Raw genomic sequence first — 26964 nt, 5'->3', positions numbered from 1 at the left:
GAATGCGGGGTAATAAAAACACTCCTCGATATAGTAAATCGTGGTTGGATAATGATGCGATCGCGGCGTGGGTTTTTCTCGCCCCAGCAGCGATTATTTTGGGAATATTTCTGCTATACCCAATCGCCTATTTGTTTTATCTCAGTTTTACCACTGGTAGTTTTACCTCAGCAGGGATTCGCTGGGTTGGTTTAAGAAACTACTTGCGCTTAATTCTCAATCCTGATTTTTGGCAAGTTCTGGGAAATACAGCTTACTTCACCATTGCCACAGTGATTCCTAGTTTAATCATTCCTTTAGGACTAGCCGCACTTTTAAACCGTGCTGTTATCTTACGAGATTTCTTTCGCAGTGCGTATTTTCTGCCCTCAATCACCTCTTTAGTCGCAGCAGGATTAGGATTTCGTTGGTTATTTCAAACAAATGGTCCTGTAAATGCATTTTTAGGTTCTTTTGGCATCGAACCAATTCCTTGGCTAGGAAGTACTACTTGGGCAATGCCCGTTTTGATTTTACTCAGCATCTGGAAGCAATTAGGTTTCAATATGGTCGTCTTCCTGGCTGGATTACAAGCAATTCCACCGAGTCGCTATGAAGCCGCCGAAATTGACGGCGCTAATGCTTGGCAACAGTTTTGGCATATCACTCTACCAGGATTGCGACCAACCCTGATATTTGCAACGATCACAACCGCGATATTTACGCTACGAAGTTTTGAGCAAGTTTATGTTGTTACAGGGGGAGGTCCTTTAAATTCGACTAATTTATTGGTTTACTATATTTACCAAGAAGCTTTTGCGCAATTTGATTTTGGTTACGCTGCTGCTGCTGCTACGGTACTTTTAGCAGTTGCACTCATCTTGGTTTATTTACAGTTGCGGACTTGGAGTGAAGAGTCAGATTAAGTAAATAAGTGGTAATTGGTAACTGGTAATGGGTCATTGGAATAGCTGTGACCGATTACCCATGACCTCATTCAATTTACTTTTATATCATTTCTATATACTTCATGATTGCTGTCCTCGCTAGAATTAAAACGCTGGAACAGTTGAAAGTGAATGAGCTATTTAGAAACCGCAGCGCAATTTTATAGTGAAGTTGCCGAAACTCCTGAAGTTGGGCTTTGTTGCGTGCAAAGCAGTCCTTTGCAATTTCCTGGACTCAAGATTCCATCGCAAATGCAAGAAATGAACTATGGTTGTGGAACGACAGTTCATCCGGCTGAACTCGTCAATCAACCAACGGTACTTTATGTTGGTGTAGGCGGTGGTTTAGAAGCTTTACAGTTTGCCTATTTCTCGCGTCGTCCTGGTGGCGTGATTGCAGTAGAACCTGTTGCAGCAATGCGTTTGGCTGCAAAGCGGAATTTAGAGATTGCTGCACAACAGAACTCTTGGTTTGATTCTAGCTTTGTCGAGATTCGCGAAGGTGATGCCTTTAGTTTACCCGTTGCGGATGCTTCGGTTGATGTCGTTGCCCAGAATTGTTTATTTAATATTTTTGCACCAGACGACCTTTCGCAAGCACTCAAAGAAGCATTTCGAGTGTTAAAACCTGGTGGAAGATTGCAAATGAGTGACCCGATCGCTACTCGTCCTATTCCTACACATCTACAACAAGACGAGCGATTACGCGCAATGTGTTTATCAGGCGCACTTACTTACGAACAGTATATTGAAAAAATCGTTGATGCTGGCTTTGGTCAAGTAGAAATTCGGGCGCGTCGTCCTTATCGATTGTTAGATCGCGACACTTACAATTTAGAAGCAAATTTACTTTTAGAAAGTCTCGATTCTGTCGCTTTTAAAGTACCAATTCCCGAAGATGGAGCGTGTATTTTTACCGGTAAAACCGCTATATATTGCGGCAAAGAAGAGTTTTTTGATGACGCTAACGGTCACATTTTACAACGTGGAGTACCAGCCGTTGTCTGCGATAAAACCGCAGCTAAACTCGGCTCGTTGCTACAACAAGAAGTTATGATTACCGAATCAACTTGGCATTACGTCGGTGGTGGTTGCTGTTGATTGCAACACCTATTTTCATAGTTTTATAGAAAATTTAATTAGCCCACGGAGGTGGGCTTAGTCTATAAAGCTGCGACTTCAGTCGCAAAGCTATCCATAATATTTTCACACAATCATGACACAAACTCTATCAGTAACACCCTTCAAATCAAAGCTTTGCTCAACTTTAACTAAAAGCAAAATCAAAGTACTACAAATTAATTTGGGTAAGCGTTGTAACTTAGCTTGTATGCATTGCCATGTCGAAGCAGGACCCAAACGTACTGAAGAACTGTCTCCCGAAGTTTGCGAACAACTCATTCAAGTTATTCAAAATTTTCCTGAGATTGAAATTGTCGATCTGACTGGTGGCGCACCAGAAATGAACTATGGATTTAAACCATTAGTGCAAGCCGCAAGAAGTACAGGAAAAGAAGTTATTGTTCGTTCTAATTTAGTCATTTATTTTGAGCCAAGATTTACATATCTACCAGAGTTTTTTGCTCAAAATCAACTTCATGTTGTCGCATCACTGCCTTGTTATCTATCTGATAATGTCGATAAGATGCGCGGTTCTGGCGTTTTCGATGCATCAATTCGAGCTTTACAGTGGCTGAATCAACTCGGATATGGCAAAGCACCAAATCTAATTTTAGACTTAGTCTTTAATCCACAATTACCTACGAGTGAAGAAAAGTTTTCCTTACCTCCAGACCAAGGTAAACTAGAACAAACTTATAAAATGTTCTTGCAAGAACATTTTGGAATTGTGTTTAACCACCTCTTTACGATCGCAAATTTACCTGTAGGTAGGACTGCTGGTTATCTGCAACGGCAAAAACTTTACAGCCCTTATTTAAAGTTTTTAGAAAGTAATTTTAATTCAGGTACTGTAGAGCATTTGATGTGTCGTAGTGAATTATCTGTGGACTATCTAGGAAATATTTACGATTGTGACTTCAATCAAATGATGAATTTACCTGCGAAAACTCGTAACGGTGAAGTGCTAAACGTTGCTAAACTCCTTGAAGCGGGAAGTTTAGATTTAATTGATGAAATTCAAACAGCACCTTATTGTTATGCTTGTACCGCCGGATCGGGTTCGAGTTGTGGTGGCGCTTTAATTGAAGAATAGAAGGAATTTATGTTTTGAGCTTGGCGACTAAAGTCGCAGCTTAATAAACTTAGTCCACCTTCGTGGACTAACTCAGGTAAGGCTTATGAAAACTTGTAAACATAGGCTTTGCTTTCGTCATTACAGTTTCAATTGACAAGCTATTTCTCGGTTAAACTTACTTACAAATATTAAAGTTATGTAGAAAAATACGATTTAAAGTCTTGAATTAAGTTGCTTATTTTTGAAGAATCTTCCGAAAAACTGCATAGAGATTTGGTAGATAGGTTTGTCTCTATCTAAATCAGATGCATTATGAAACTTTTACCTTTAGATAAGCTAGGCGCTAGAGAAATTGCTGATGGCGTTGTCGAATTTGGGTTGTTTCTTCCTTGGGTATCTGCAAGTGATGAATATCAACTGTGGTTAAAAATTATTCACGAGAAAGATCAGTTTCTTCAAGATATTCTTCCGCATGAGTTTGAATTAACACATTCAGTTGATGCAGAATACGGTGATTACTGGTCGGTTAAAGTCGATATTAAAAGCGAGGCGTTTACACAAAGAAAACATCCGAAATCAGCGTGGGGAACCGAAGGTAAATATGTTTATCGCTACTGCTTAAGACATCGCGATCGCACAGAAATTGATTGGATTATCGATCCTTTCGCCAGAGAATTTGGCGTTGGTAAACTTTCTGCATTTACACTAGGATATCGACCTTACGAATGGAGTATAGAAGAAAATGAGTGGAAAACTCCAGCCTTGCATGATTTGATTCTGTATGAACTCATGATTACCGAGTTTGGCGGTGACATTGATGGTGCGATCGCACAGCTTGATTATCTAGCCAATTTAGGTATTAATTGTATCGAAGTCATGCCAGTTTCTAACGTCGGTCTGACAGTTGATTGGGGATTTTTACCGATTGGTTACTTTGGAGTTGATGAAAGATTTGGTAATCGCAAAGATTTACAACGATTCATCGATGCTGCACATCAAAGAAAGATTGCGGTAATTTTAGACGCAGTTTATGGTCATACTAGTGACAGTTTTCCTTACAGTTACGTTTATCGCCAGCTAGGTTATCGTGAAAATCCATTTATGGGAACTTTTGCTAAAGACTATTTCGGCGAAAGTACTGATTTTAATCGTCAGTTTACCCAAGACTTTTTCTATACAGTTAATTATCACTGGCTGGAAACATATCACGTTGATGGTTTTCGCTACGATTGCGTACCCAACTACTGGGATGGTGCAACAGGTGTAGGTTATGCAAATTTAACTTTTAACACTTATCAAACCATCAAAGATAAACACAGCGCTGGCGGATACTGGGAAAGATTTTTTGAGAATGGCAAAATTAATTTAATTCAGTGTGCAGAACAATTAGAAGCACCGCAAGAAATTTTAGCAACAACTTATAGTAACTGTACTTGGCAAAATGAGACGCTAGGCGCAGTGAAAGGCGTTGCTTCAGGAAATCGTGATGAGTTAACAAATTTAGGGTTTCGCTTTGGTTTGATGAATTATCCTCAAACGTTAACAACAAACAACGACACAGTACAAAAAACTGCATTGCAATATATCGAGAATCACGATCATTCTCGGTTTGTGTGCAACTTTGGCGTTATTAACCGCGATAATGAGTTACTCAGAGAAGGCGATCGCACTCTCTGGTACAAAGTTCAACCTTACCTCATTGGAATGTTAACAGCTAGCGGTATTCCGATGTTATGGCAAGGGCAAGAATTTGGCGAAAACTATTATATTCCCGATCAAGGCTTTGGGCGTGTGATGCTGTTTCGCCCTGTACGTTGGGATTACTTCTACGATTCTATTGGTAAAAGTGTCGTTTCTCTGGTGCGCAAATTAGTCAAACTTCGCCGCGAGCGATCGCACTTTCGTACTGGGGAGCATTTCTTTTACAATCATTACGAGCGCTATCATTCCAAAAATGTCTTGCTGTTTTCCCGCTACCAACAAAACGCTTTTAGTTTAGTAGCGTTGAATTTTGGCGATACTGCACAAACTGTACCGTTTTGGTTTCCCATTGCTGGAAACTATCGTGAGGAATTGCATGGGGAAAACTTGCATGATGTTCCGCTTGCGGAAACTTGGATTACTATTCCTGGTAACTACGGGCGAATTTGGACTAGCTTGGCGACTGAAGTCACTACTTAATAAACAAAGTCCACCTGCGTGGACTTTACAAAAGATATTATTGCAGAGAAACCTATGAAGATAGGTTTGTTTTATGTAGCTTACAAAAATACATTAGCTGCAACCCAGTACAGCACGAGAAAGGAAATAACACCTACCCACAAGTAAAGTCTATTATTCAAAAGTTTATTCATCTTGCGTTAGATAACCACAAAGCTATAGATGTCACTGGTTATAGTGTATTTTTTCCTGTAGCATCGGACATCTATCGTTCGGATGAGTAGGGGTTGACAAGGTAGCCGAAGTATGTAAGCACTATTACTTAGTTTGATCCTAATTAGGATAAACAACCACTGGCACTCGCTTGTAAGCAGGTGTACCGGATCGCGTCTCGGTTTTTGCCTTGAAGATAACATTCACTTCAGGGTAGAACATCAACGCCGCGCCCTCTCGCACTGCACCGTAAATGACTTCTATGTTGTCTAACCTACCTGCGTCACCTTGTACAGTGACGCGATCGCCTTGTGCCAAATTTATTTTCTCAGCATCGATGCGGTTCATCAGAATGCAGTGGCGATGAGGCATTCCGCGATAGCGATCGCCAATTTTGTAAACAACGGTGTTGTGTTGTGAATAGCTGCGCCCTGTCATTAATGCGAGAACGAGACAGTTATCAGATTCAACACCAAAATCTTGGGGTGCGGGTAGGGTAAGTTTAGGCAATGGTGTTGCGAACATTTTTGCCTTTCCTGAAGGCGTCTTGAAGTGAGGTTCAGTGACAATCCGCCCAGAAATAGTAAATTCTTCCTTGGTGTCATCGATAGTTGCAATTTTTTCGTACCCTGGAATGGTTTTTGCAATGAGTTGCCGTACATAGCGCGTATCTTGCATCTTACGCCACTCGACAGGATAGTCACCCAGTAATCGATGCGCGAGTTCGGTTAAAAACTCTACTTCTGAAATCAGATCGGCATTTTTTAAATGCGTTTTACCTTCGTCGTTGAGTCGCACGAAGTTGTTACCTGATTCAACTGTTGTTTTATGCGGGTTTTCAAAACGATTGAGAACAGGGATAATAATCGTATTTGTTTTTGCGAGTCCGTGGAAGTGTCCGATGTTTGGTTTAGTAGCAAGATAAATTATGGTGTCGATGTTGCCTAAAGCGCGTTTTGCTTGTGTCGAGTCAGGATTTGCACCGTAAAGATTACCGCCAACACAAATAAGTGTGTCTACCTTACCTGCGTCAGCGGCTTCGATGAGATCGCGGGTATGATACCCTTGTGGTAAGTTGAGCGATCGCCCTAAAAGCTGTTCTAACGCCTGCTTAATTTCTTCCTTGAGTTTGACTGTCACGCCCATAGAACCAAAGCCCTGCACGTTAGAATGTCCGCGTACAGGCATCACTCCGGCTCCCATTTTGCCAATTTGACCGCTAATTAATGCCGTGTTTGCAATGCTATAAACATTATCAACGCCGTTGGTATGTTGCGTAATTCCCATTGCCCAACCAAAGACAACATTCTTTGATGTGCCAATGATTGTTGCGGCTGTTTCAATTTCTGGTTGAGAAACTCCACAAGTGGCGGTGATAGTTTCCCAAGAAAGCGATCGCGCGTCTTCTATGACGGCTTCCCAACCTTCAGCGCGTGCTTGTAAAAACGCTCGGTCAATGTATCCTTTTTCTATTAACGCTTTTTGGATACCAACAAACAATGCGACATCACTACCAGGAATCGGCTGAAGATACAGTGAAGCAATTTCCGAACCAGGAATCAAAGATTTGACAGGAAATGCAGGCGAACCAAATTTCACTAACCCGATTTCCATCACCGGATTAATGACAATGACTTTACCACCGCGATCGCGTATTTTGATCAACTCATTCATCAAACGAGGATGATTATACGCAGAATTTGCGCCTGCCAATACTACACAATCTGCTTGTTTCAAGCTTTCTAAGCTGACAATTGAGGTGTTTGTGCCAAACATCGCTTTAAGCGCGGTTGTGGAAGGTGCATGACACAAATCTGAACAATCTGCGAGATTATTAGAACCGAGCGTTCGCAGCATCAGTTGTAGTAAAAACGCCGCTTCATTAGAACCACGCCCCGAACTATAAGACGCAACGCGTTCGGGTGGTTTCTGAAAAGCGGTGGTAGCGATCGCATATATCTCATCCCAAGAAATGCGATCGTAGTGCGAACTTCCCGCGCGGAGAATTACTGGAAAACTCAGTCTTCCCAAGCGATCGGCTTCTAGCGAAGATAATTGTTGCAGTTCGACAATTGAATGAGTTTCAAAGAAATGTTTTGGTACTGGAGGCTGAATTTCGGCTGAGATTGCTTCAACACTTTTCATGCAACGTTGCAACTTTTCACCGACTTCGTTCGTAAATCCACCTTTTTGCCCACCTGTACCCCAAGAACAGGATAAACAAGCACTATGATGAAACAGCGTTTTCCACAGCTTTGAACCTTCCGGCGATAGCGTATGCTTTGCCCAATACTCAATAACAGGTAGCCCACCACCTATTTCAGGTGTATCCTCATTAGTTTCATGAAACGGTGGTTTGGATTGTGGATGAGTATCCATAAAGCTACAGCGGCAAAAGTCTTTACTTGTGACCGTAGCGCAAATTCAAGAATGCGAGAACTCATCAATAGATAGATTTTCACAGTAGTTTGTACCTTCGCCTCACAAATTCCTCACGATGTTTTCCTAACTTAGTAAGTACGCAGAGATGGTAACAAGAACTTTCCAGGACTCAAACCATCAAAGAGGCAAGGGAGATGTTAACCACAGTTTATTTGAGTATCGGTGCCTTAGGAGCGATCGCCTTCGTTATTCTCGCGATTTTGCAAGCCAAACAAAAACAACAGCTAAACCAAATGTGGCGATCGCTAGAAACTCCGCCAGAGGATAAATATTTTACCCAAGACGCGATCGCAACATTACCTGCACCTGTACAGCGCTACTTTTTACACGCCATAACTCCAGGAACTGCGCTGGCAACTGCGGTGCGTTTACAAATGAGTGGTAGCTTGAGAACAGGGCAAGATCAACCTTGGCTGCCGATGCGAGCTAAAGAAATTATTTCCGTAAAAGGCTTCGTTTGGCAAGCAACAATAGGACGCGGTTTATTGCAATTTAAAGGAGCCGATTCTTGTGCTAATGGTACAGGTAAAGTGCAATTTTCGCTGTGGGAACTTTTACCCATAGTTAATGCTAGTAACCCTAACATCACTCGCTCAAGCATCGCGCGATTAGTCGCAGAATTTATCTGGCTACCTTCAGCCTTACTTCCGCAATATGATGTAAATTGGCAAGCACTTGACGAAAATACAATTCAAGCGAGTTTAAAAGTAGATAGCGAACCTGTCACGCTAACTCTAACAATCGACGCAGACGGTAAACCCGAAAAGCTTTCTTTCCCGCGTTGGAGCGACCTTGCCAAAGACAAGGATTGGACTTACATTCCTATGGGTGGCGAATTTTCAGCCGAACGCACCTTCAACGGCTACACCATTCCCTCACAAATTATTCTAGGCTACTACTTCGGCACACAATATTTTGAATCCTTCCAAGCCACACTTGAACAAGCAGAATTTCTAGGCATTCCTAAAGAGATACCGTTACATCAACGAACGACATCATCAATTCCCTAAATTCCCACAACAAATTCAAAACAAAGACTCAATCTAACCTCCTTAATTGTTTTAAAATATCGCTTTTTATCTCTTTCCTTCGTGTTCTACTCTACGAGAAGCAGCCCTGCGGGCGTCTATGAGCCTTTGTAGTTCGTTTCAAAAAAGAATCTATCACCCAAACAAGCTTACTACACATCCCTATATTCCATCTCTCCACAAATCAGGAGCATCTATCATGAATCGAGTCAAAGACAAAGTTGTTATCGTCACAGGTGGCGCAGCTGGTATTGGAAAAGCAACGTGCCTTTTGCTAGCAAAAGAAGGCGCTAAAGTTGCAGTTACAGACATCTTAAACGAACAAGGTAAAACCCTTGTAGAAGACATCATAAACAACAGTGGCGAAGCCGCCTACTGGCACCTCGATGTTTCTCAAGAAGCAGAAGTCGAAAAAGTTTTTACAGAAGTGCGCCAGAAGTGGGGAAAAATAGATGTTTTAGTAAACAATGCTGGAATTTCAGGAGTCAATAAACCGACACACGAAATTACAGAACAAGAATGGAATTCTTTAATGGCGATTAACGTTAATGGCGTATTCTTTTGCACAAAACACGCAATCCCCGCGATGATTGATGCGGGTGGCGGTAGTATTATCAACTTATCTTCAATCTACGGGTTAGTTGGTGCGGCAGATAGTCCACCATATCATGCATCAAAAGGCGCAGTACGGCTAATGAGTAAAAACGATGCGTTGCTCTATGCCAAAAATCATATTCGCGTCAATTCGGTGCATCCTGGTTTTATCTGGACACCAATGGTAGAGTCATTTATTCAGCAACAAGGCGATCCTGAAGCTGCACGCCAAAAGTTAGACAGTCTGCATCCGATTGGCCATATGGGCGATCCAGATGATATTGCTTATGGTATTCTTTACCTAGCTTCAGACGAATCTAAATTTGTCACAGGCGCAGAATTAGTCATTGATGGCGGTTATACTGCACAATAGGTCTTTTATTTATAGAGTTGTTACCAATCCGAATTAGGCTGTCAGTTTTGGAGTAAGATTAAAAATTTGCAGTAATTAGACACTTGACCGAAGGAGTTGCCCCTATGGCTCGGATGTATTATGACACTGATGCCAATTTAGATCTTTTAGCACAAAAAACAATTGCCATTATCGGCTATGGTTCTCAGGGTCATGCCCATGCCTTAAATTTGAAAGACAGTGGCATGAATGTCATCGTTGGGCTGTATCCAGGTAGCAAGTCAGCAGCAAAAGCCGCAGCCGCAGGGCTGAAAGTTCATTCGGTTAGTGATGCAGCCGCAGCCGCAGACTTCATTATGATTTTGCTACCCGATGAAGTGCAAAAAAGTGTCTACAAAGACGAAATTGAACCAAATATAACCGAAGGCAAAGTTCTTGCTTTCGCACACGGATTCAACATTCACTTTGGTCAAGTTGTACCACCCGCCAATGTAGATGTGGTGATGATCGCCCCCAAAGGACCAGGACACTTAGTGCGGCGCACATACGAACAAGGACAAGGCGTACCAGCGTTGTTTGCAGTGTATCAAGATGCGAGTGGTCAAGCACGCGATCGCGCAATGGCGTACGCAAAAGGTATCGGTGGAACTCGCGGCGGTATTCTCGAAACAACTTTCCGCGAAGAAACGGAAACCGATTTATTTGGCGAACAAGCGGTTCTTTGTGGTGGCTTGAGTGCATTAATTAAAGCCGGATTTGAAACACTGGTTGCAGCTGGATATCAACCTGAACTCGCATATTTTGAATGTCTGCATGAAGTCAAATTGATTGTAGACTTAGTTGTAGAAGGCGGTTTAGCTAAAATGCGCGATAGCATTTCTAACACTGCTGAATACGGTGACTATACTCGCGGACCCAGAATCGTTACCGAACAAACCAAAGCAGAAATGCGCAAGATTCTTCAGGAAATTCAAGCAGGGCAATTTGCCCGTGAATTTGTCCTAGAAAATCAAGCGGGTAAACCTGGATTCACCGCAATGCGCCGTCAAGAAGCCGAACACCCAATTGAGGAAGTCGGTAAAGATCTACGCGCTATGTTCAGTTGGATGAAGAAAGATTAGGGCGATCGTTATTTTTACTACAACTCCTTTATCGTCTAACAACACTGATGAAAGCTGATTCGGTTGAAACCGCAGCTACAAAAACAAAACCTGTGTTAGTCCACGCAGGTGGACTACCCTACGGGAAGCCGCTACGCGTCTATGTTCCTGAAGCCGCGACCTTAGTCGCTAGGCTTCTCTTTATTAAGATAGATAATGTCTTCATAACCCGTGAATCATGCGAGAACTTTACCCACTCGTTGCACCTTACAACGAAGGAAACTTAAAGGTTTCTGACTTGCATACGATTTACTACGAAGAGTCAGGTAATCCCCAGGGTAAGCCTGTAGTTCTACTTCATGGAGGACCTGGGGGCGGGTGTCCGCCATTTTATCGCCAATATTTTCACCCTGACAAGTGGCGAGTTGTCATGTTCGATCAGCGTGGTTGCGGTAGAAGTACGCCGCATGCAGAACTCCGCGAAAATACAACGTGGGATTTAGTCAGTGATATTGAAAAATTACGCAAACACTTAAAAATTGAGCGCTGGGCGGTTTTTGGTGGTAGCTGGGGAAGTACTTTATCTTTAGCTTACAGCCAAACGCATCCTGAACGTTGTACAGAACTTATTCTCCGTGGGATTTTTTTGTTACGTCAAAAAGAGTTGCACTGGTTTTATCAAGAAGGTGCGAGTAACATTTTTCCTGATGCTTGGGAAGAATACGTTAAACCAATTCCTGAATCTGAACGCGATAATTTCCTTGTTGCTTACTACAAGCGCTTGACGAGTTCTGATGCGCAAACGCGGCTCAAAGCAGCCCGTGCTTGGTCAATATGGGAAGCAAGTACAAGTAGATTATATCCCGATCCGAATTTGATTCAAACTTTTGGGGAAAGTAATTTTGCAGACGCTTTTGCCCGAATTGAATGCCATTATTTTATTAATAAAGGTTTTTTTGATTCTGAAGATCAATTGCTGCTCAACGTCAGTCGAATTCGTCACATTTCCGCTGTGATTATCCAAGGACGCTATGATGTTGTGTGTCCGATGATTTCAGCATGGGAGTTACACCAGGCTTGGCAAGAAGCAGAATTTATTGTTGTTCCTGATGCAGGACATTCGATGAGCGAACCAGGAATTCGCAGTGCTTTAATTACAGCAACAGACAATTTTGTAGAACATTAGTTGACTAACTTTGTAATCACCTTTACTTACTTAAATTGGTAAGAAGGCTATGATAGCCGAAGCATATTTAAGCTGAGTTAGAAAAATTAGTCAGGTGATGTTTTCTGTTTTATCTAAAGTTGCTATCGAAGTATGATAACTGCCTGTCTTTATCTTTAGTTATATGAGACGAAAGATTAGTTAATTCAGCTTTTTAAGTTCATTGAAATAGAAATTGTAATGACATAACAGCAAGTTTTAAATAGCTGTTGGCAAAATAAAAAATACCATTCGCAATTATGCAAACGATATAATAATTAGGCTTTTAAAGCCCTAGTCAATAGAGTTAGGACATCGAACACGCTAAGTTGAAAGTTGACAAAGTTTTCCCACACTCTCTTCACTGTCAACTGATCTCTGACCTCTGACCCCTGCTAGCAAAGCAATTTTGCGTTGACGTCGTTATAAATTAAATATAACTGAAGGAAAATGACAAAACATGGCTTCAATTCAAGACCAAATTGTACTCATTACAGGAGCAAGTAGTGGTATTGGGGCAGCTTGTGCTAGAGCATTTGCGCAAGGAAAAGCCAAATTAGTACTCGTAGCCCGTCGTTTAGAACGCTTAGAAGAACTAGCCCAAGAATTAAAGCAATACGGTACTCAAGTTTATTGCTTGCAATTAGATGTATGCGATCGCACCTTTGTCAACTCAGCACTGCGATCGCTTCCTGAACCTTGGCACAACATAGATATCTTGATTAACAACGCAGGTTTAAGCCGAGGCTTAGACAAATTCTACGAAGCCGATATTCAAGATTGGGAAGAAATGATTGATACGAATATCAAAGGCTTGCTCTACATAACGCGCTTGCTTGCTCCCAAAATGGTCGAGCGCGGACGCGGACATATTATTAACATTGGTTCCATTGCAGGACATCAAACTTATCCTGGTGGCAATGTCTACTGTGCAACTAAAGCAGCAGTCAAAGCCCTCTCAGAAGGTATGAAAATGGATCTACTTGGTACTCCAGTGCGCGTGACTTCGGTAGATCCTGGGATGGTAAAAACTGAATTTAGTCAAGTTCGCTTTCATGGCGATGTCGAGCGAGCCAATAAAGTTTATCAAGGAATTACACCTCTGAGTGCCGAAGATATTGCAGAAATCGTCTATTTCTGCACTACCCGTCCGCCGCACGTTAATATTAGTGAATTAATCGTTCTAGCAACAGATCAAGCGAGTGCGACACTGGTTCATCGGTATACTGAGTAGTGGGCGTTGCGGAACTGAAACAGGTATGTTGTTGAGCTACTACAGGTAATCATTATAGTTACCCTCCAACAGGAAGACTCTGCTCAATCTGGATGGTTTGACCTGGAAAACCCTTAGATTGAACCCGTTGAACAGCAATTGAGGCAGTTCCACCATAGTTGATGCAACCATTATTAGAGTTCGCGGTGGTAAAAAACGCAGTTCTCACGCGTAATGGTACTCTTGGAAAGACACAAATCCTCCGACGAGGAATATTAAACGCTGTCTCGATGGTTTCAAAATTGTTACTGGTGAACGTGTGTGTGGCTGTGATGACTGTCATTGCACAACTCCCAATTTGTACAAAGTGTGTTTCAAATGCGTAAACTTTTCGCAGAATTAAGGAAGAAAGCATTTCTGTCGCATTTGAATTTGTAACTTCAAGCTTCTAACTACTGACAACAATCTCAAATATCTTTTTTTCAAAAAAATGTGGGTTTTTGTAAAAAATATTTATGTAATTGGTAATGCAGTATATGCTCAGAGGTTAAAAGCGAACAGAAGTATTGGAACGAACAACGTACCGTTTACTAGCTTGCTACTACTGCACATGACTGCTGAAAAGTCAGCAGGCTCGATTCTGCTATCATGAAGTCGCGATCGCTTCATTACCTTGTACGATCTAATCAAGTAGCCATATTTTTACGGCAAGGCATGGGCAGTATCTGGGAAATTGATTTCTACTCACGTCCAATTTTGGATGAGAACCAAAAAAAAATTTGGGAAGTTTTAGTATGCGAGAGTCTCACAGATATCCGTACCAAACCGGATTCGCTATTTCGCTTCGCTAAATATTGTCCGAGTACGCAGGTTAACTCGGTTTGGTTGCGCACCGCGTTAGAAGAAGCGATCGCAGCAGCGGGAGTGTCTCCGGTCAAGTTTCGCTTCTTTCGTCGTCAGATGAACAATATGATTACGAAAGCTTGCGAAGATTTAGGAATTCCCGCGCAACCGAGTCGGCGGACATTGGCGTTAAATCAGTGGCTGCAACAACGCATGGAGGAAGTATACCCGCATGAGCCAGGATATCAAGCCACAACAAATCCTTCGGTACGCATGGAAGTACCGCTACCGCAACGTTTACCTGATGCCTTAATCGGGCAACAGTGGGCGTTTGTGACGCTAGAAGCTGCCGCATTTGCCGATATGCCAGAGTGGGAAATTGGTTTTGGTGAAGCTTTTCCCCTAGAAATCGCAGGCGTCAAACCTGAAACAAAAATTCCTGGAGTGATCGTGTTATCTCCTCGTGCTATGCCTTTAGCAGGGTGGATGTCGGGTTTAGAGTTAGCCAATATTAAGTTTGACAGTACAGAAACACCACAACTCCTCTTAGAAACTGGTGTGACGGAAAGCTGGATCTTGGCTAGTTTCAAAGATCCCCAGATGATTGCAGAAGCCAAAGGTTTTGAAAGTGCTAAACAACAAGCTAACGGCGTTCACTTTTTGGCAGTCCAAGCAAACCCAGAAGTAGAAGCTTTTGCAGGATTTTGGCTATTACAAGAACCCAATCTGCCGTAAATTGGTTGCAGAGCCATAAAAGTACCAGCGATCGCCAATCGCTTAGTGCTTAATGCTTCATTACCACTTCCACACTCAGCATCGCTCATGGGTTCTGAAAACTTATCACAATCGTCACTTGCAGAACAACTACTAGATCTCTGTGCAAAAGCAGGGGCTGAGGTAGCTGAAGTGTATCAATCGCGATCGCTTTCTCGACCAATTTTTTTTGAAGCGAATCGCCTCAAGCAGTTAGAAAGTACTCAAGCCGAAGGAACCGCATTGCGGCTGTGGCGCAGCGGACGTCCAGGACTCGCGGTAGCTTATGGGTCTGTGGAGCCTCAAGCGTTAGTAGATCGCGCCATTGCACTCAGTCAACTCAATGAACCCGAAACGATTGAAGTTGAGAATCATTCGCAATCCTTTTATCCTGACTTGGGCGAAGCTGTTAGTGTCGAACAACTCATCGCTTGGGGAAAACAAGCGATCGCCCTAATTCGTGATGTTTACCCTGAAGTTTTGATTAGTGCTGAGTGGGATAGTGATGTTGAAACGACGCGATTAGTTAACTCACTCGGTTTAGATTGTTACTACACTGATACGACGTTGGGGTGTTATGTATCCGCTGAGTGGGTACGTGGCGATGATTTTTTGAGTGTTTCTGACGGACAAACCGAACGCGGTAGCTTACAACCTGAAAAAATTGCGCAGCAAATTATCCAACGCCTTGAGTGGGCAACAGAAAATGTCGCATCCCCCACAGGGAGAGTTCCTGTTTTATTTACCTCAAAAGCTGCGGATATGTTGTGGGGAACTTTACAAGCGGCGTTAAATGGCAAGCGAGTTCTGGAAAAGGCTTCGCCGTGGAGCGATCGCATCGGTAAACCTGTGATTTCTCCTGTACTCACTTTATATCAAGACCCTGAGGCCGGACCTTATAGTTGTCCGTTTGACGATGAAGGTACGCCTACGCAACGAGTTGTATTTATCCAAAATGGCATTTTGCAACATTTTTACTGCGATCGCACAACCGGACGTCAACTGAATATCAGCAGTACAGGGAACGGCTTTCGCCCTGGATTAGGAAGTTACCCCACACCAGGAATGTTTAACTTACTCATTCAACCCAGGGCTGTTTCAAAGTGCATGGAGAAAAATTAGAGTGAGGTTGACCACATGGCAAGCTCGACATGGAACTGCTGGCATTGCTGAACACTGTTGCTGACCCCCGCGCCCCGCGAGGCAAACGTCACCCGCTCTCGCTGGTGCTGCTGATTATTCTGATGGGAACGATGCTCGGCTACTGGGGCTATCGTCCTTTGTCTGAGTTCATCAAGCACTATGGCGATGCCCTGCGAGCGCGACTCGGATTGAGTGATGAAGTGGAATTTCCCTCCTATTCCACCCTGCGGCGGGTGATGATGCAGCTTGATTTTGCTGAGTTTGCGGCGGTGTTTTCGCAGTGGGCAAAGCAGTTTGTCCCGCTCGATCCGGCTGCGGTTGTTGCCATTGACGGCAAAAGCATCAAAAGTACGGTCAGCGACTGCCACCAAAACACTCAAGCGTTTGTCAGTGTGGTTTCGCTCTTCAGCCACGAGTGCGGCTTTGTCTATCAGATGCAGGCGATGGACAATCACAACACCAGTGAACAAACCGTGGTGCAGCAGTTGCTCAAAACGCTGGCACTTGATGGGGTCGTGGTCACGATGGACGCACTGCACTGTCAAAAAAAACCTTAGCGCAAATCATCGAGCGGGGAGATGACTATCTGGTGTGCGCCAAGGCGAACCAACCGTACCTGTACCAGGCGATTGAGCAAGCTTGGCAGCAGGGTCACCCCTGGAGTTGCTACGACTACACACAGCACAGTCATGGTCGCACCGTGCATCGTCGGGTTCAGGTCTATCGCCCGTCGCAAGCGCTCCAATCGCACTGGAGCGGACTCGCGTCGCTGATTGTCGTCGAACGCTCGGGCACCCGAGCGCAGCAGCCCTTTTGCGAGCGGCAGTATTACATCAGTAGTTTGATCACCTGTGCGCACGGCTTTGCTCAACTGGTGCAGGGGCACTGGGGGATTGAGAATCGCTTGCATTGGATCAAGGATGTCTCGCTGGGTGAAGATGATGCACCCTACCTCGATAAGCGCGCTGCTGCCAACTGGTCAATCGTGCGGACCTTTTTCATCACCTTGGCAAGACGCTTGGGCTTTCATTCCATTGCCTCAGCGAAACGCCAGCTTGCCAACCAGTTTGAGCAGGTCTTTCTCTCTCTACAATGAAACAGCCCTGCTCATTCAACCAGGTTCGGGTTCACTTCTTGACTTGATTCGCAAGCTTGATGATGGAATTATTGTCGATCAAATGTTGGGTGGTGGTGGTAGCATCTCTGGCGACTTTTCCATCAATGTTGACTTAGGCTACCGCGTGAAACACGGACAAGTTTTAGGGCGCGTCAAAGATACAATGGTTGCAGGCAATGTTTACACAGCATTGAAACAATTAGTTGCGCTGGGTGGTGATGCTGATTGGAACGGGAGTTGCTACACTCCGTCTGTTGTTGTTGAAGGATTATCAACGACAGGAAGAGGTTGATGATTAGAATCTAGAAATCACAATCCTCGCCCCAGCACTCGCGCTTGCTCGCTACACTGCGTGAAAACAACTTATACTGTTTCACTAAATGAGAACTACAATTAATTTCTCCTCTGCTCCTCTGCCCACGCCAGTTGTACGCCACTTCTCTCAACGGGGGGAACCCCCGCACGAGAGTGGCTCCTCAACGGAGGAAACCTCACGGTCGGTTTGCTCAACGGAGGACACCTCCGCACGCAACCGACCTCCCGCACCGCACTGGCTCCTCTGCTCCTGAAGCTACCTATTTGTAGCAACTTCAAAGTGAAACGGTATCACCCCTTTTATGACGCGTATTTGCTTTTTTGGTGAATCTTTTGTCAATGGTACGGGCGATCCTGAGTGTCTAGGTTGGACAGGAAGAATTTGTGCTGCGGCTTGTCAACAAGGATATGACATCACTTACTACAATTTAGGAGTTCGCAGGCAAACGAGTACAGAACTCAAAAAGCGCTGGCTAGACGAGGTAAGTTGTCGCCTGAGTCCAGAATTTGATAGCAGGATTGTGTTTTCGTTTGGTGTGAATAATACGACAATAGAAAATGGTAAAACTCGTGTAGATTTTTCCACGTCTGTTGAGAATTTATCTTATATTCTTGGTGTTGCAAAGCAGATGTTTCCTGTATTAATGGTAGGGCCACCGCTAACACCGGATTGCGAGCAAAATCAAAGAATTGCGCGTTTATCCGCAAAATATGCCGAGGCTTGTCAAAAACTAGACATTGCATATTTAGATACTTTTACGAAATTGCAATCTTCAACAATTTGGTTGCAAGAAGCCGCAGCGAATGACGGCTACCATCCTCGTGCAGGTGGTTATACAGAATTTGCAAACATCGTCCAAAACTGGTCTTCTTGGTTATCTTGGTTTTAGTGAGTAGTGTTTATTACATTCGCACTTAATGTCAGTTCAGCCCTTTCGTAAATGGCTTTTACCGCGTCGGCGCTTAGCGATCGCTGAAGCGTGTTTGATCGGATTAGTTGCCGCGTTTTCTGCTATCTTACTGCGAGTCGGAGTTGGTTGGATTGGTGCATGGCGCGTTCAAGCTGCCAATTTATCTCCACCTTGGCTGATATTGCCAGGAATTGGATTCGGATTAGGATACGTTGCGGGGTTTCTTTTAGAACGGTTAGCGCCCGAAGCATCAGGAAGTGGAATTCCGCAGGTGAAGGCAAGTCTTGCCGATGCACCGATGAAGTTATCTTTGCGGGAAGCTTTAATTAAGCTCATCGCCTCAACAATTGCCTTAGGTTCAGGGTTAACGTTAGGAAGACAAGGACCAACTGTTCATATCGGCGCAGCTTTGGCTGCACAATTTAGCCGCTGGTTTCCTACATCTCCCGAACATCGACGACAAATGATTGCAGCCGGTGCCGGTGCAGGGTTAGCCGCCGCATTTAATGCCCCAATTACAGGGGTATTATTTGTGATTGAGGAGTTACTGCAAGACTTATCAGGTTTAACGCTAGGTACAGCAATTATCGCCTCGTTTATCGGTGCGGTTGTCTCGCGCATTCTAGGGGGAAGAACTTTACAATTAAATCTCGTCTTAACAGCTTCCCAAACAAGTTTCTCCCTCACCGAACTACCGTTTTTTTTGTTGCTAGGACTCTTAGCAGGAATACTCGGCTCGTTATTTAACCGAGGCATCATTGCTAGCTCAAAATTTTACAACCAACTGCACATAGGCTTACCACTGCGAATGGCTGTAGCAGGTGGAACTTCTGGTTTAGTCGTCGCATTTCTACCCGCTGCGTTTCGCGATAATACAGGTTTACGCGAGTTTTTGATTACCGGAAATGCGGATTGGTCTTTAGCTGCGATCGCTTTTGTTGCTCAGTTTACGCTAACACTCGTTGCCTTTGGTTCGGGCGCACCTGGAGGATTGTTTGCACCGAGTCTCATCTTAGGTTCCTCGCTAGGCTATCTTGTTGGTGTCACAGAACAAAGTCTATTTGGGTTCGGTTCGCCGTCTACCTACGCGCTTACAGGGATGGGAGCGTTTTTTAGCGTCGTTTCTAAGGTTCCGATTACCGCGATCGTCATTGTGTTTGAAATGACCACCGATTTCAACTTGGTATTACCACTGATGATCGGTTCGGTAACAGCGTACCTAGTCGCGGATAAAATTTCCCCAGGCTCACTGTACGACAAACTTCTAGAATTAAAAGGCATTCGCTTGCAAAAAGAAGGTCCGATTCAGGGATTGTTAATCGAACTCAAAGCGAAAGACGTGATGCAACCACGCGTCGAAACTTTAGCCACGCAAATGAGTTTAGATGAAACTATCCAAGCATTTTCGCGATCGCAACATCGCGGCTTTCCTGTCGTTGATGAAGGTAAGTTAGTCGGAATCGTTACGCAATCAGATCTAGCGAAAGCACGCGAACTCGAACTTCCTGGGGATACGCTTTTAAGTGAAATTATGACACCGCAGCCGGTGACAGTGCATCCGTTGCATAGCTTAGGCGAGGTGCTGTATCGGTTAGATCGGTTTAATCTCAGTCGTTTACCTGTTGTTGAAAATAAAAGACTGATTGGGATTATCACGCGGGCTGATATTATTCGTGCAGAAGCGGATAAGCTCAATGGCGAAACCCGCGAAATTGGTCCGCAACCGCAGCCTTCGTATGTCGTGTATCAAACGCGATCGCCGAGTATTGGTAGAGGTCGATTACTCGTTCCTTTAGCAAATCCTCAAACAGCAGTTTCCTTATTGCATTTAGCAACCGCGATCGCCCGCGAACGTCACTACGAACTAGAGTGCGTGCAAATCATTCTCGTTCCTCGCCGCAGTTCTCCCGCCGAAACTGAAGTGAGTACTGCAAAAAGTCGGCGGTTGTTGCGCGAAGCCGAAATTTTGGCACGCAAATGGAATATTCCCATTCATACGCAAATCCGCGTTGCACACGATGTATCGCAAGCAATTCTAGAGACAGTACAAGAACGCCATATCGATTTATTATTAATGGGTTGGAAAGGAAAAACAATCACTCCTGGTCGAGTTTTTGGCAACGTTGTCGATACTTTAATCCGGCAAGCGACGTGTGATGTTGTTTTGGTAAGATTTGGTGCAGGGTTAGGTGTCAAAAACCGTGACTCTAGTAAAGATTTAGCAATTCAAGATGCAGATGCGGGAACTTTGTTGCAAGCTCAAGCTTCCCCAGAATTTAATCGCTGGCTAGTTCCCATGGCAGGTGGTCCTAATGCCAACGCTGCGGTCAAACTGCTTCCTGGTTTAATTAATACAAGTATTGCTCCGTATATTCGCTTATGTCAGGTTTTTCCACTGTCGGAAACTCAGCTAGACATGAAAGTTTTAAAAAATGCGCTGCAATATTTAATTCGGCGACGCAATTCTGTTGGTGCTGTTGTGGCAACTCCGGTGAAAGCTTCCTCGGTAGTTGAAGGCGTTCTTCATGTCATCGAGAAAGACAAGATCGATGTTGTCATGCTGGGCGCGAGTCGTGAGGGACTACTGCAACAAGCAATTAAAGGCAACATTCCCGCAGAAATCGCTAGCCGTGCCAAATGCACTGTCATGTTAGTACGCGGTTCGCTGAGTCAGCAATAGACCTCAGTCAGGGTTACACAAACAGAGGAATGTTTAACCAGAATTTAGAGAATTGGCATAAGTCCACGCAGGTGGACTTTGTTTATGTAGCGGCGAATAAATTCGCGATCGCATTCATACGCCGCGTTTCTTCTTGAAAAACATCACAATTTCCTCACACCAATTTTCTATATAAATAGATGGGTACAGGAGTTGCTTAAACCGTCAATCGGTGTCATTAACAAAGCCAATATTGATATATGAACTTAACGACGACATACATGGGGTTAACACTGCGATCGCCCTTGGTAGCAGGAGCCTCGCCCCTTTCCGAAGACCTTGATAACCTCAAACTCATGGAAGATGCAGGCGCAGCTGCAATTGTCTTGCATTCGCTTTTTGAAGAACAACTGCGATCGCAACGCCAAGAAGCCTACGATCTCACGCACAGTACGGCAAGTACTGACACCGCAAGATTTCGCGTTGGTTCTGAAGAATATCTCAATCACATTCGTCGCGCCAAAGAACACGTAGATATTCCGATTATCGCTAGCCTCAACGGTTCATCAGTTGGCGGTTGGACAAACTACGCCCGACAAATTGAGCAAGCCGGCGCAGATGCACTAGAACTCAACGTTTACTATGTTCCTACCGACATGGAAGTGACAGGCGAACAGATCGAACAAACTTATATCAATATTTTGCGTGCAGTCAAAGCATCAGTGTCAATGCCTGTAGCGATTAAGCTTAGCCCCTACTTTACTAATATGGCGAATATGGCAAAGCGATGTGATGATGCAGGTGCTGACGCGTTAGTACTGTTTAATCGCTTTTATCAACCAGATATTAATCTCAAAACTCTCGCCGTTGAGCCAAATGTTTTATTAAGCACGCCCCAAGCAATGCGCTTACCACTCCGCTGGATTGCGATTTTGTATGGACGCATCAACGCGAGTTTAGCCGCGACGAGTGGGATTCACACTGGGCAAGATGTGGTTAAGTTACTGATGGTAGGCGCTCATGTGACAATGCTTTGTTCAGTACTCTTGCAGCATGGTATCCTTCATCTCCACGCGATTGAACGCGAACTTGAGCAATGGATGACAGAACACGAGTATGAATCGGTACAGCAATTGCAAGGAATGTTAAGTCGTCAAAACTGCCCCGATCAAAGTGCATTTGAACGCGCGCAATACGTGCGATCGCTCCAAACTTACAAACCAGAATGGGCGCGTATCTACGAGTCATCTTATTACTTCGGTTAAAGTAATGGGACAAAAACGAATTGGCATTCTTACCAGTGGTGGCGATTGTCCTGGACTTAATGCAGCCATCCGCGCGGTTGTGAGTCACGCTCGGCTCACGTACAATTGGGAGGTTCTTGGTATTCCCTACGCAACTCAAGGATTGCTAGAGCGTCAAGCGATTCCGTTAGATCTGCATTGCTTCGATTTACGCGGTATCGATCCTTTACTGAGTATGGGCGGTACGATTTTAGGGACGATCAATAAAGGTGATACTCTCGCGCGGGCAACTGAAATTCTTGCAAGTTACCACGCCTTAGCGTTGGATGCACTGATTGCAATCGGTGGTGATGGTAGTTTGGCAATTCTGCATCGTTTGGCGCGTTTAGGAAACTGGAATATTGTTGCAATTCCCAAAACAATTGACAATGACGTCGCGCTTACCGAACGGGCAATAGGCTTTGATACTGCGGTTAACACAATTACCGATGCTTTAAATCGTCTCACGTTTACCGCCGCAAGTCACGATCGCGTCATGGTTGTGGAAGTTATGGGGCGCACTTCGGGACATTTGGCACTCCACGCAGGAATTGCTGGTGGCGCTGATTGCATTTTAATTCCCGAAATTTCCTACTCAATTGCAAAAATCTGCGAGCATATCCAAGACTTGCGCGATCGCGTTCATCGCCGCTTTGCGATCGTTGTTGTTGCTGAAGGTGCCAAACCTGCAACCAAAACGCCAAGTTGTGACGCTGCAAGTCTCAAAGATTGTGGTATCGGTCAATATATCACAACTCAAATCAGTCGCTACTTTGCACGCATTGATATTCGCGCTTCGGTACTCGGACATATCCAACGTGGCGGTATTCCCTCAGCAGCGGATCGACTCATGGCAACAGCTTTTGGTAAGGCTGCTGTCGATTTAATCGCACAAGAACGCTACGATCGCATGGTTGCTTGGCAAAATGGACAAGTTATCCCTGTACCCCTGCAAGAAGTATTATCACATTGTCCCTTATTTGTCAATCCTCAAAGCTATTTAGTTGAAACTGCGCGCGCTGTCGGTGTTTACGTCGGAAATTTTAGCTAAGCACGCCAACTACTTGCGCTCAAATGCAGCGATTAAAGGATTGTCAGACACTAAATAACGATTGAGAGTTTCCAGCGCCTTGAGTTGATGGCGAACGTGCGCATCGATAAATAAACCAATTGCTTCAGCAATTAAATTTCGTAATTGTTCTTCCGGTTGGGTTGCGGGAAAGTCTAAGAAAGGTCTACCTGTCGTAGAATCAAACGGATGCGCGATAGAAAAATGGTTTGCTCCCTCTAGTAGGAGAAGATAACTATCGCCGCGATTTCCAGCGATCGCTTGTTGGAATGTACGTGTTATTGGCGTTGTTGCGCGTTCCCAATCAACTCCATAACGATGGCTACTTTTGGCAATCACGCCGTCACAGGTTCCCCCAATCAACATCAGCGGTAAAGTATCAGGAAGAGGTAAGATTGTGTTTGGTGGATATCCTAGCTGTACGATTGCTGCTGTATGCGCACCATAGGCAAAAGCTCCGACAACTTGGGAAAAAAATCGCGGATCGGCACTTTCAATCGCGACTCTACCGCCAGCCGAATGCCCTCCTAAAATGATCTGGTCTAAGTCTAGTAAACCAGCTAGAACCCCTTCAGATTGTAAACGCTCTAATGCAGCTAACAGCGTTGGCAAAGCAGAAGCTGTCGGAGCAGTACCATAGGTGTTAGGCGCTAAGTTTTTAAGTTCAACGCCAGGAGTAAGCGCGACAATTCCAGGTAAATTCTGTGCCACCCAAGCAAAAGTGACAACGACAAGCCCGCGTTCTGCTAGTTTAACCGCAAGCCATTGATAAATTTCTGGACCGCAGTTGATACCATTAAAAAAAATGACGACTTTAAAAGGCGATCGTCCTTCATCCGCAGGTACAATACCCATATCCTGTTCTTGAGGGCTACCTGATCTCTGCGCTGGATAGAAAACTTTGAGGTGAATCGTATCGTATGGAGAGGCAGCATTTTCTACTTTGGCAACTTGGAAAAATGCACGAACGCTCATATCGTAATCCTCAGTAACAAATTGGCATACTATACATAACAACGTGGCTATTGCTGATTCGTCAACGAGCGTCAGATCAACCCATAAAGTCCACACATTCCAAGGTAGAGGAAGCTGATATGCCTCATCTTGCTCATATTTTGATTTATCCAATTAAATCGCTTGACGGTATTGCCGTTTCTAGTGCAACGGTTTTAGCAAGTGGTGCGCTAAAGCACGATCGCGAGTTTGCAATTGTTGATGCTCAGGGTAGATTCGTTAATGGTAAGCGTAATGCGCAAGTTCATTTGTTGCGATCGCACTTCTCTCTATCTCATCGGACTGTTACACTGCAAATACAAGGTACTCCAACCCAACAAATTTTTCATCTCGACGACCAACGAGAAGCGCTAGAAGCTTGGTTGAGTGATTTTTTTGGCTTTTCTGTCCAATTACAACAAAACTTAAATACAGGCTTCCCCGACGACACCGAATCGCCAGGACCTACTGTAATTAGCACCGCAACGCTTATAGAAGTTGCTTCTTGGTTTCCTGGTATCAGTCTTGATGAAATGCGCCGTCGCATTCGTGCCAATATCGAAATCGATGACGTTCCCGCATTTTGGGAAGATCAACTATTTAGCGCAACAGGGGATACAGTTTCTTTTCAAATAGGAAATGTAGAATTTCAAGGCATCAATCCTTGTCAGCGCTGCGTCGTTCCTACACGTGATTCGCTCACAGCAACACCCTATCCTTATTTCCAGAAAACATTCATTACCAAGCGCAAAGAAACATTACCCTCTTGGGTAGCAGCATCGCGTTTTAATCACTATTTTCGCTTGAGTGTCAATACAAGAATTTCTAAAACGCAAAAAGATAAAAGTATTTGCTTGGGCGATACAGTTGAAGTTTATTCTAGACAAAAAAGTAGTTAAAAGCTGTTTTGACGACTAGCATCTAAAAGTGAATTGAGTTGCGCAACAACTTTCCACGGATTTTGACCTTTCAACATAGCAACAATGACCGCCTCATGAGGATTTCTCCCTGTTCGTTTTACAGCGGCGATCGCATCTTTATTCGAGAAGCCACGTCCACTCACAAGCCATGCTGCTAAAACGTGTCCTGTCCGCCCAACACCTCCAGCACAATGAACTACGACTTTTTCATCTTGCTTGTTGGCAGCCATTAAAAACGGTAGTATCTTCTCAATTAGGGTTGCACGGTCAGAAAATTGAAAGTCTTCAATTGGTGCCCAACAAACTTGGTCTAGTCCAAATTTTTGTTGATAAGTTTCCAGTAAATCTAAATAGCGCGTTAGCTCGATTTGTGAGAGTAAGCAGCAAACTCGTTTAATATTTTGACTTTGCATAAAATCAATCCATTGATTGACTGCCTTATTGCTGTATTTAGGTTTTTCTGAACCAAATACAATTAATTCATTTTCGTAAGCCGCAGCAAATTTATACATAATCTTTCTTGGTAAAATTGCTCAGCGAATACTCTTAACTTGTTGTAGGCTTATTCAAGTAGATATCTTACTTTCCATGGTCATCAACTTTTTCAATTAGGCTATTGTATATTTAGATAAGCAACCGCATAAATATGTAGTGAAAACAGATAGTCTTTTTTATCAAATTTTTGCCGAGTTCCCTAGTATTTTCTTTGAATTAATTGGACGTCCTGCCAATGAAGCGCAAGGATATCAATTTCGTTCTGTGGAAATCAAACAAGCTGCTTTTCGTATTGATGGCGTATTTCTTCCACTACAGAATACTCCTACACAAACGGTGTATTTTGTAGAGATTCAATTTCAAAAAGACCAATTACTCTATCATCGGGTATTTGCCGAACTATTCTTATTTCTTAACCAAAATCCTACAACTCAAGATTGGCATACTGTAATTCTTTACCCGAAGCGCAGCTTAGAACCTGATGATTCAAAGCTTCATCAAGTTTTACTAGAAAGTACGAAAGTACAACGAATTTATCTTAATGAACTAGATCCACAAGCAAACCAGTCATTAGGCGTCGGGATTGTTCAACTCGTCGTAGAGTCGCACGATAATACACCACATCGCGCAAAACAACTTATTAAACAAGCGAGACAAAATGCCGCAGCCCTCACTAGACAAGTAATAATAGACTTAATCGAGACAATCGTAGTTTATAAGTTTCCTAAATTGAGCCGACAGGAGATCGAAGATATGCTGCAACTCAATGAACTCAAACAAACTAGAGTTTATCAAGAAGCGCGTGAAGAAGGGCGTGAAGAAGGAATTAGAGAAGGCAAGTTAGCCGCAGTGCCTTTATTACTTAAAGCAGGAATATCCGTAGAGCAAATCGCCCAACAACTAGAACTAGATATAGCAGTAGTGAGACAAATAGCACAACAGCAATCTTAAAACTTTTTTAAAGCTAGGGACAACAGCAGCAACAAATAGTAACGAAACAATCACTTACAAATACTTGGCGCGATCGCATATGC

Annotated in this window: 22 protein-coding genes and 2 pseudogenes; 20 read left to right on the top strand and 4 right to left on the bottom strand. The window is 43.8% G+C overall.

The annotated features are described in order from the left end of the window. The first annotated feature begins 2 nt into the window (after nucleotides 1-2). The 4 genes from GLO7428_RS19905 (at nucleotide 3) to GLO7428_RS19890 (ending at nucleotide 5304) form a co-directional block, all read left to right on the top strand. Nucleotides 3-905 carry a carbohydrate ABC transporter permease gene (locus GLO7428_RS19905; RefSeq protein WP_015190375.1) on the top strand — a complete coding sequence of 301 codons (903 nt, stop codon included), beginning with the start codon at nucleotides 3-5 and terminating at the stop codon, nucleotides 903-905. A 153-nt stretch (nucleotides 906-1058) separates the two neighbouring features. Further along, nucleotides 1059-2027 (top strand): arsenosugar biosynthesis arsenite methyltransferase ArsM, encoded by a 969-nt coding sequence (gene arsM, locus GLO7428_RS19900; RefSeq protein WP_015190374.1) that lies wholly within the window; start codon nucleotides 1059-1061, stop codon nucleotides 2025-2027. Between the two features lie 115 nt (nucleotides 2028-2142). After that, entirely contained in the window at nucleotides 2143-3141 is a 999-nt protein-coding gene (arsS, locus tag GLO7428_RS19895; RefSeq protein WP_015190373.1) for an arsenosugar biosynthesis radical SAM (seleno)protein ArsS, read from the top strand. A 294-nt stretch (nucleotides 3142-3435) separates the two neighbouring features. Next, nucleotides 3436-5304, top strand: a complete 1869-nt coding sequence (locus GLO7428_RS19890) for an alpha-amylase family glycosyl hydrolase (protein ID WP_015190372.1) — start codon at nucleotides 3436-3438, stop codon at nucleotides 5302-5304. Nucleotides 5305-5616: 312 nt separating this feature from the next. Here GLO7428_RS19890 and GLO7428_RS19885 read toward each other — a convergent pair whose 3' ends face one another. After that, nucleotides 5617-7875, bottom strand: a complete 2259-nt coding sequence (locus GLO7428_RS19885; RefSeq protein WP_015190371.1) for an FdhF/YdeP family oxidoreductase — start codon at nucleotides 7873-7875, stop codon at nucleotides 5617-5619. A gap of 197 nt (nucleotides 7876-8072) precedes the next feature. Between GLO7428_RS19885 and GLO7428_RS19880 the strand changes: the two genes are divergently transcribed. The 6 genes from GLO7428_RS19880 (at nucleotide 8073) to GLO7428_RS19860 (ending at nucleotide 13450) form a co-directional block, all read left to right on the top strand. Then, on the top strand, nucleotides 8073-8948 hold the full coding sequence (locus GLO7428_RS19880; protein WP_015190370.1) for a DUF6544 family protein: 876 nt from the start codon (nucleotides 8073-8075) through the stop codon (nucleotides 8946-8948). A 217-nt stretch (nucleotides 8949-9165) separates the two neighbouring features. After that, the gene (locus GLO7428_RS19875) at nucleotides 9166-9933 is read left to right on the top strand and encodes an SDR family NAD(P)-dependent oxidoreductase (protein WP_015190369.1); all 768 of its coding nucleotides are present in this window, start codon (nucleotides 9166-9168) and stop codon (nucleotides 9931-9933) included. A gap of 74 nt (nucleotides 9934-10007) precedes the next feature. Next, complete coding sequence (gene ilvC / locus GLO7428_RS19870; protein WP_339366840.1) at nucleotides 10008-11033, top strand: ketol-acid reductoisomerase; 1026 nt, start codon at nucleotides 10008-10010, stop codon at nucleotides 11031-11033. Beyond that, nucleotides 11015-11299: a hypothetical protein gene (locus tag GLO7428_RS28015; RefSeq protein WP_155823810.1), complete on the top strand. Its 285-nt coding sequence runs from the start codon at nucleotides 11015-11017 to the stop codon at nucleotides 11297-11299. Before ilvC ends, GLO7428_RS28015 begins: the two co-directional genes overlap by 19 nt. Continuing rightward, nucleotides 11248-12198 carry a prolyl aminopeptidase gene (pip, locus tag GLO7428_RS19865; RefSeq protein WP_196797644.1) on the top strand — a complete coding sequence of 317 codons (951 nt, stop codon included), beginning with the start codon at nucleotides 11248-11250 and terminating at the stop codon, nucleotides 12196-12198. The genes GLO7428_RS28015 and pip overlap by 52 nt, the downstream gene beginning before the upstream one ends. A gap of 478 nt (nucleotides 12199-12676) precedes the next feature. Next, entirely contained in the window at nucleotides 12677-13450 is a 774-nt protein-coding gene (locus tag GLO7428_RS19860; protein ID WP_015190366.1) for an SDR family oxidoreductase, read from the top strand. Between the two features lie 58 nt (nucleotides 13451-13508). Here the strand turns inward: GLO7428_RS19860 and GLO7428_RS19855 are convergent, their stop codons facing one another. Continuing rightward, nucleotides 13509-13772, bottom strand: a complete 264-nt coding sequence (locus tag GLO7428_RS19855) for a hypothetical protein (RefSeq protein ID WP_015190365.1) — start codon at nucleotides 13770-13772, stop codon at nucleotides 13509-13511. A 371-nt stretch (nucleotides 13773-14143) separates the two neighbouring features. Here GLO7428_RS19855 and GLO7428_RS19850 point away from each other — a divergent pair, with 371 nt between their 5' ends. The 8 genes and pseudogenes from GLO7428_RS19850 (at nucleotide 14144) to GLO7428_RS19815 (ending at nucleotide 23504) form a co-directional block, all read left to right on the top strand. Further along, nucleotides 14144-15007, top strand: a complete 864-nt coding sequence (locus GLO7428_RS19850) for a Tab2/Atab2 family RNA-binding protein (protein WP_041919374.1) — start codon at nucleotides 14144-14146, stop codon at nucleotides 15005-15007. Between the two features lie 87 nt (nucleotides 15008-15094). Beyond that, nucleotides 15095-16147, top strand: coding sequence for a TldD/PmbA family protein (locus GLO7428_RS19845; RefSeq protein WP_041919373.1), 1053 nt, complete (start codon nucleotides 15095-15097; stop codon nucleotides 16145-16147). A gap of 29 nt (nucleotides 16148-16176) precedes the next feature. After that, a pseudogene (locus GLO7428_RS29795) lies at nucleotides 16177-17264 on the top strand (ISAs1 family transposase). A gap of 7 nt (nucleotides 17265-17271) precedes the next feature. Next, nucleotides 17272-17577 (top strand): annotated as a pseudogene (locus tag GLO7428_RS26930) (metallopeptidase TldD-related protein); the annotation flags it as partial. A gap of 325 nt (nucleotides 17578-17902) precedes the next feature. Then, nucleotides 17903-18490 (top strand): GDSL-type esterase/lipase family protein, encoded by a 588-nt coding sequence (locus GLO7428_RS19830; protein ID WP_015190362.1) that lies wholly within the window; start codon nucleotides 17903-17905, stop codon nucleotides 18488-18490. Nucleotides 18491-18518: 28 nt separating this feature from the next. Beyond that, nucleotides 18519-21191 carry a chloride channel protein gene (locus tag GLO7428_RS19825; protein ID WP_015190361.1) on the top strand — a complete coding sequence of 891 codons (2673 nt, stop codon included), beginning with the start codon at nucleotides 18519-18521 and terminating at the stop codon, nucleotides 21189-21191. Between the two features lie 239 nt (nucleotides 21192-21430). Continuing rightward, complete coding sequence (locus tag GLO7428_RS19820; protein ID WP_015190360.1) at nucleotides 21431-22435, top strand: dihydroorotate dehydrogenase-like protein; 1005 nt, start codon at nucleotides 21431-21433, stop codon at nucleotides 22433-22435. A 4-nt stretch (nucleotides 22436-22439) separates the two neighbouring features. After that, nucleotides 22440-23504 (top strand): ATP-dependent 6-phosphofructokinase, encoded by a 1065-nt coding sequence (locus GLO7428_RS19815; protein ID WP_015190359.1) that lies wholly within the window; start codon nucleotides 22440-22442, stop codon nucleotides 23502-23504. A gap of 9 nt (nucleotides 23505-23513) precedes the next feature. Here the strand turns inward: GLO7428_RS19815 and GLO7428_RS19810 are convergent, their stop codons facing one another. After that, nucleotides 23514-24497 (bottom strand): alpha/beta hydrolase, encoded by a 984-nt coding sequence (locus tag GLO7428_RS19810; RefSeq protein ID WP_015190358.1) that lies wholly within the window; start codon nucleotides 24495-24497, stop codon nucleotides 23514-23516. Nucleotides 24498-24616: 119 nt separating this feature from the next. Here GLO7428_RS19810 and GLO7428_RS19805 point away from each other — a divergent pair, with 119 nt between their 5' ends. Then, nucleotides 24617-25414 (top strand): MOSC domain-containing protein, encoded by a 798-nt coding sequence (locus tag GLO7428_RS19805; protein WP_015190357.1) that lies wholly within the window; start codon nucleotides 24617-24619, stop codon nucleotides 25412-25414. On the opposite strand, the gene GLO7428_RS19800 is transcribed toward GLO7428_RS19805, so the two are convergent. Further along, on the bottom strand, nucleotides 25411-25947 hold the full coding sequence (locus tag GLO7428_RS19800) for a dual specificity protein phosphatase family protein (RefSeq protein ID WP_015190356.1): 537 nt from the start codon (nucleotides 25945-25947) through the stop codon (nucleotides 25411-25413). The genes GLO7428_RS19805 and GLO7428_RS19800 overlap by 4 nt on opposite strands. Before the next feature lie 139 nt (nucleotides 25948-26086). Here GLO7428_RS19800 and GLO7428_RS19795 point away from each other — a divergent pair, with 139 nt between their 5' ends. Next, entirely contained in the window at nucleotides 26087-26881 is a 795-nt protein-coding gene (locus GLO7428_RS19795; RefSeq protein WP_015190355.1) for an Rpn family recombination-promoting nuclease/putative transposase, read from the top strand. Nucleotides 26882-26964: the final 83 nt, after the last annotated feature.

It is taken from the genome of Gloeocapsa sp. PCC 7428 (genome assembly GCF_000317555.1).
GTDB lineage: Bacteria > Cyanobacteriota > Cyanobacteriia > Cyanobacteriales > Chroococcidiopsidaceae > Chroogloeocystis.
This window is presented reverse-complemented; position numbering and strand designations above follow the sequence as displayed.

Excerpts from the sequence above, each read along its gene's own strand:
- GLO7428_RS19905 (WP_015190375.1), top strand. The coding sequence starts at position 3 with ATGCGGGGTAATAAAAACACTCCTCGATATAGTAAATCGTGGTTGGAT.
- arsM (WP_015190374.1), top strand. The coding sequence starts at position 1,059 with ATGAGCTATTTAGAAACCGCAGCGCAATTTTATAGTGAAGTTGCCGAA.
- arsS (WP_015190373.1), top strand. The coding sequence starts at position 2,143 with ATGACACAAACTCTATCAGTAACACCCTTCAAATCAAAGCTTTGCTCA.
- GLO7428_RS19890 (WP_015190372.1), top strand. The coding sequence starts at position 3,436 with ATGAAACTTTTACCTTTAGATAAGCTAGGCGCTAGAGAAATTGCTGAT.
- GLO7428_RS19885 (WP_015190371.1), bottom strand. The coding sequence starts at position 7,875 with ATGGATACTCATCCACAATCCAAACCACCGTTTCATGAAACTAATGAG.
- GLO7428_RS19880 (WP_015190370.1), top strand. The coding sequence starts at position 8,073 with ATGTTAACCACAGTTTATTTGAGTATCGGTGCCTTAGGAGCGATCGCC.
- GLO7428_RS19875 (WP_015190369.1), top strand. The coding sequence starts at position 9,166 with ATGAATCGAGTCAAAGACAAAGTTGTTATCGTCACAGGTGGCGCAGCT.
- GLO7428_RS19860 (WP_015190366.1), top strand. The coding sequence starts at position 12,677 with ATGGCTTCAATTCAAGACCAAATTGTACTCATTACAGGAGCAAGTAGT.
- GLO7428_RS19855 (WP_015190365.1), bottom strand. The coding sequence starts at position 13,772 with ATGACAGTCATCACAGCCACACACACGTTCACCAGTAACAATTTTGAA.
- GLO7428_RS19850 (WP_041919374.1), top strand. The coding sequence starts at position 14,144 with ATGGGCAGTATCTGGGAAATTGATTTCTACTCACGTCCAATTTTGGAT.
- GLO7428_RS19845 (WP_041919373.1), top strand. The coding sequence starts at position 15,095 with ATGGGTTCTGAAAACTTATCACAATCGTCACTTGCAGAACAACTACTA.
- GLO7428_RS19830 (WP_015190362.1), top strand. The coding sequence starts at position 17,903 with ATGACGCGTATTTGCTTTTTTGGTGAATCTTTTGTCAATGGTACGGGC.
- GLO7428_RS19825 (WP_015190361.1), top strand. The coding sequence starts at position 18,519 with ATGTCAGTTCAGCCCTTTCGTAAATGGCTTTTACCGCGTCGGCGCTTA.
- GLO7428_RS19820 (WP_015190360.1), top strand. The coding sequence starts at position 21,431 with ATGAACTTAACGACGACATACATGGGGTTAACACTGCGATCGCCCTTG.
- GLO7428_RS19815 (WP_015190359.1), top strand. The coding sequence starts at position 22,440 with ATGGGACAAAAACGAATTGGCATTCTTACCAGTGGTGGCGATTGTCCT.
- GLO7428_RS19810 (WP_015190358.1), bottom strand. The coding sequence starts at position 24,497 with ATGAGCGTTCGTGCATTTTTCCAAGTTGCCAAAGTAGAAAATGCTGCC.
- GLO7428_RS19805 (WP_015190357.1), top strand. The coding sequence starts at position 24,617 with ATGCCTCATCTTGCTCATATTTTGATTTATCCAATTAAATCGCTTGAC.
- GLO7428_RS19800 (WP_015190356.1), bottom strand. The coding sequence starts at position 25,947 with ATGTATAAATTTGCTGCGGCTTACGAAAATGAATTAATTGTATTTGGT.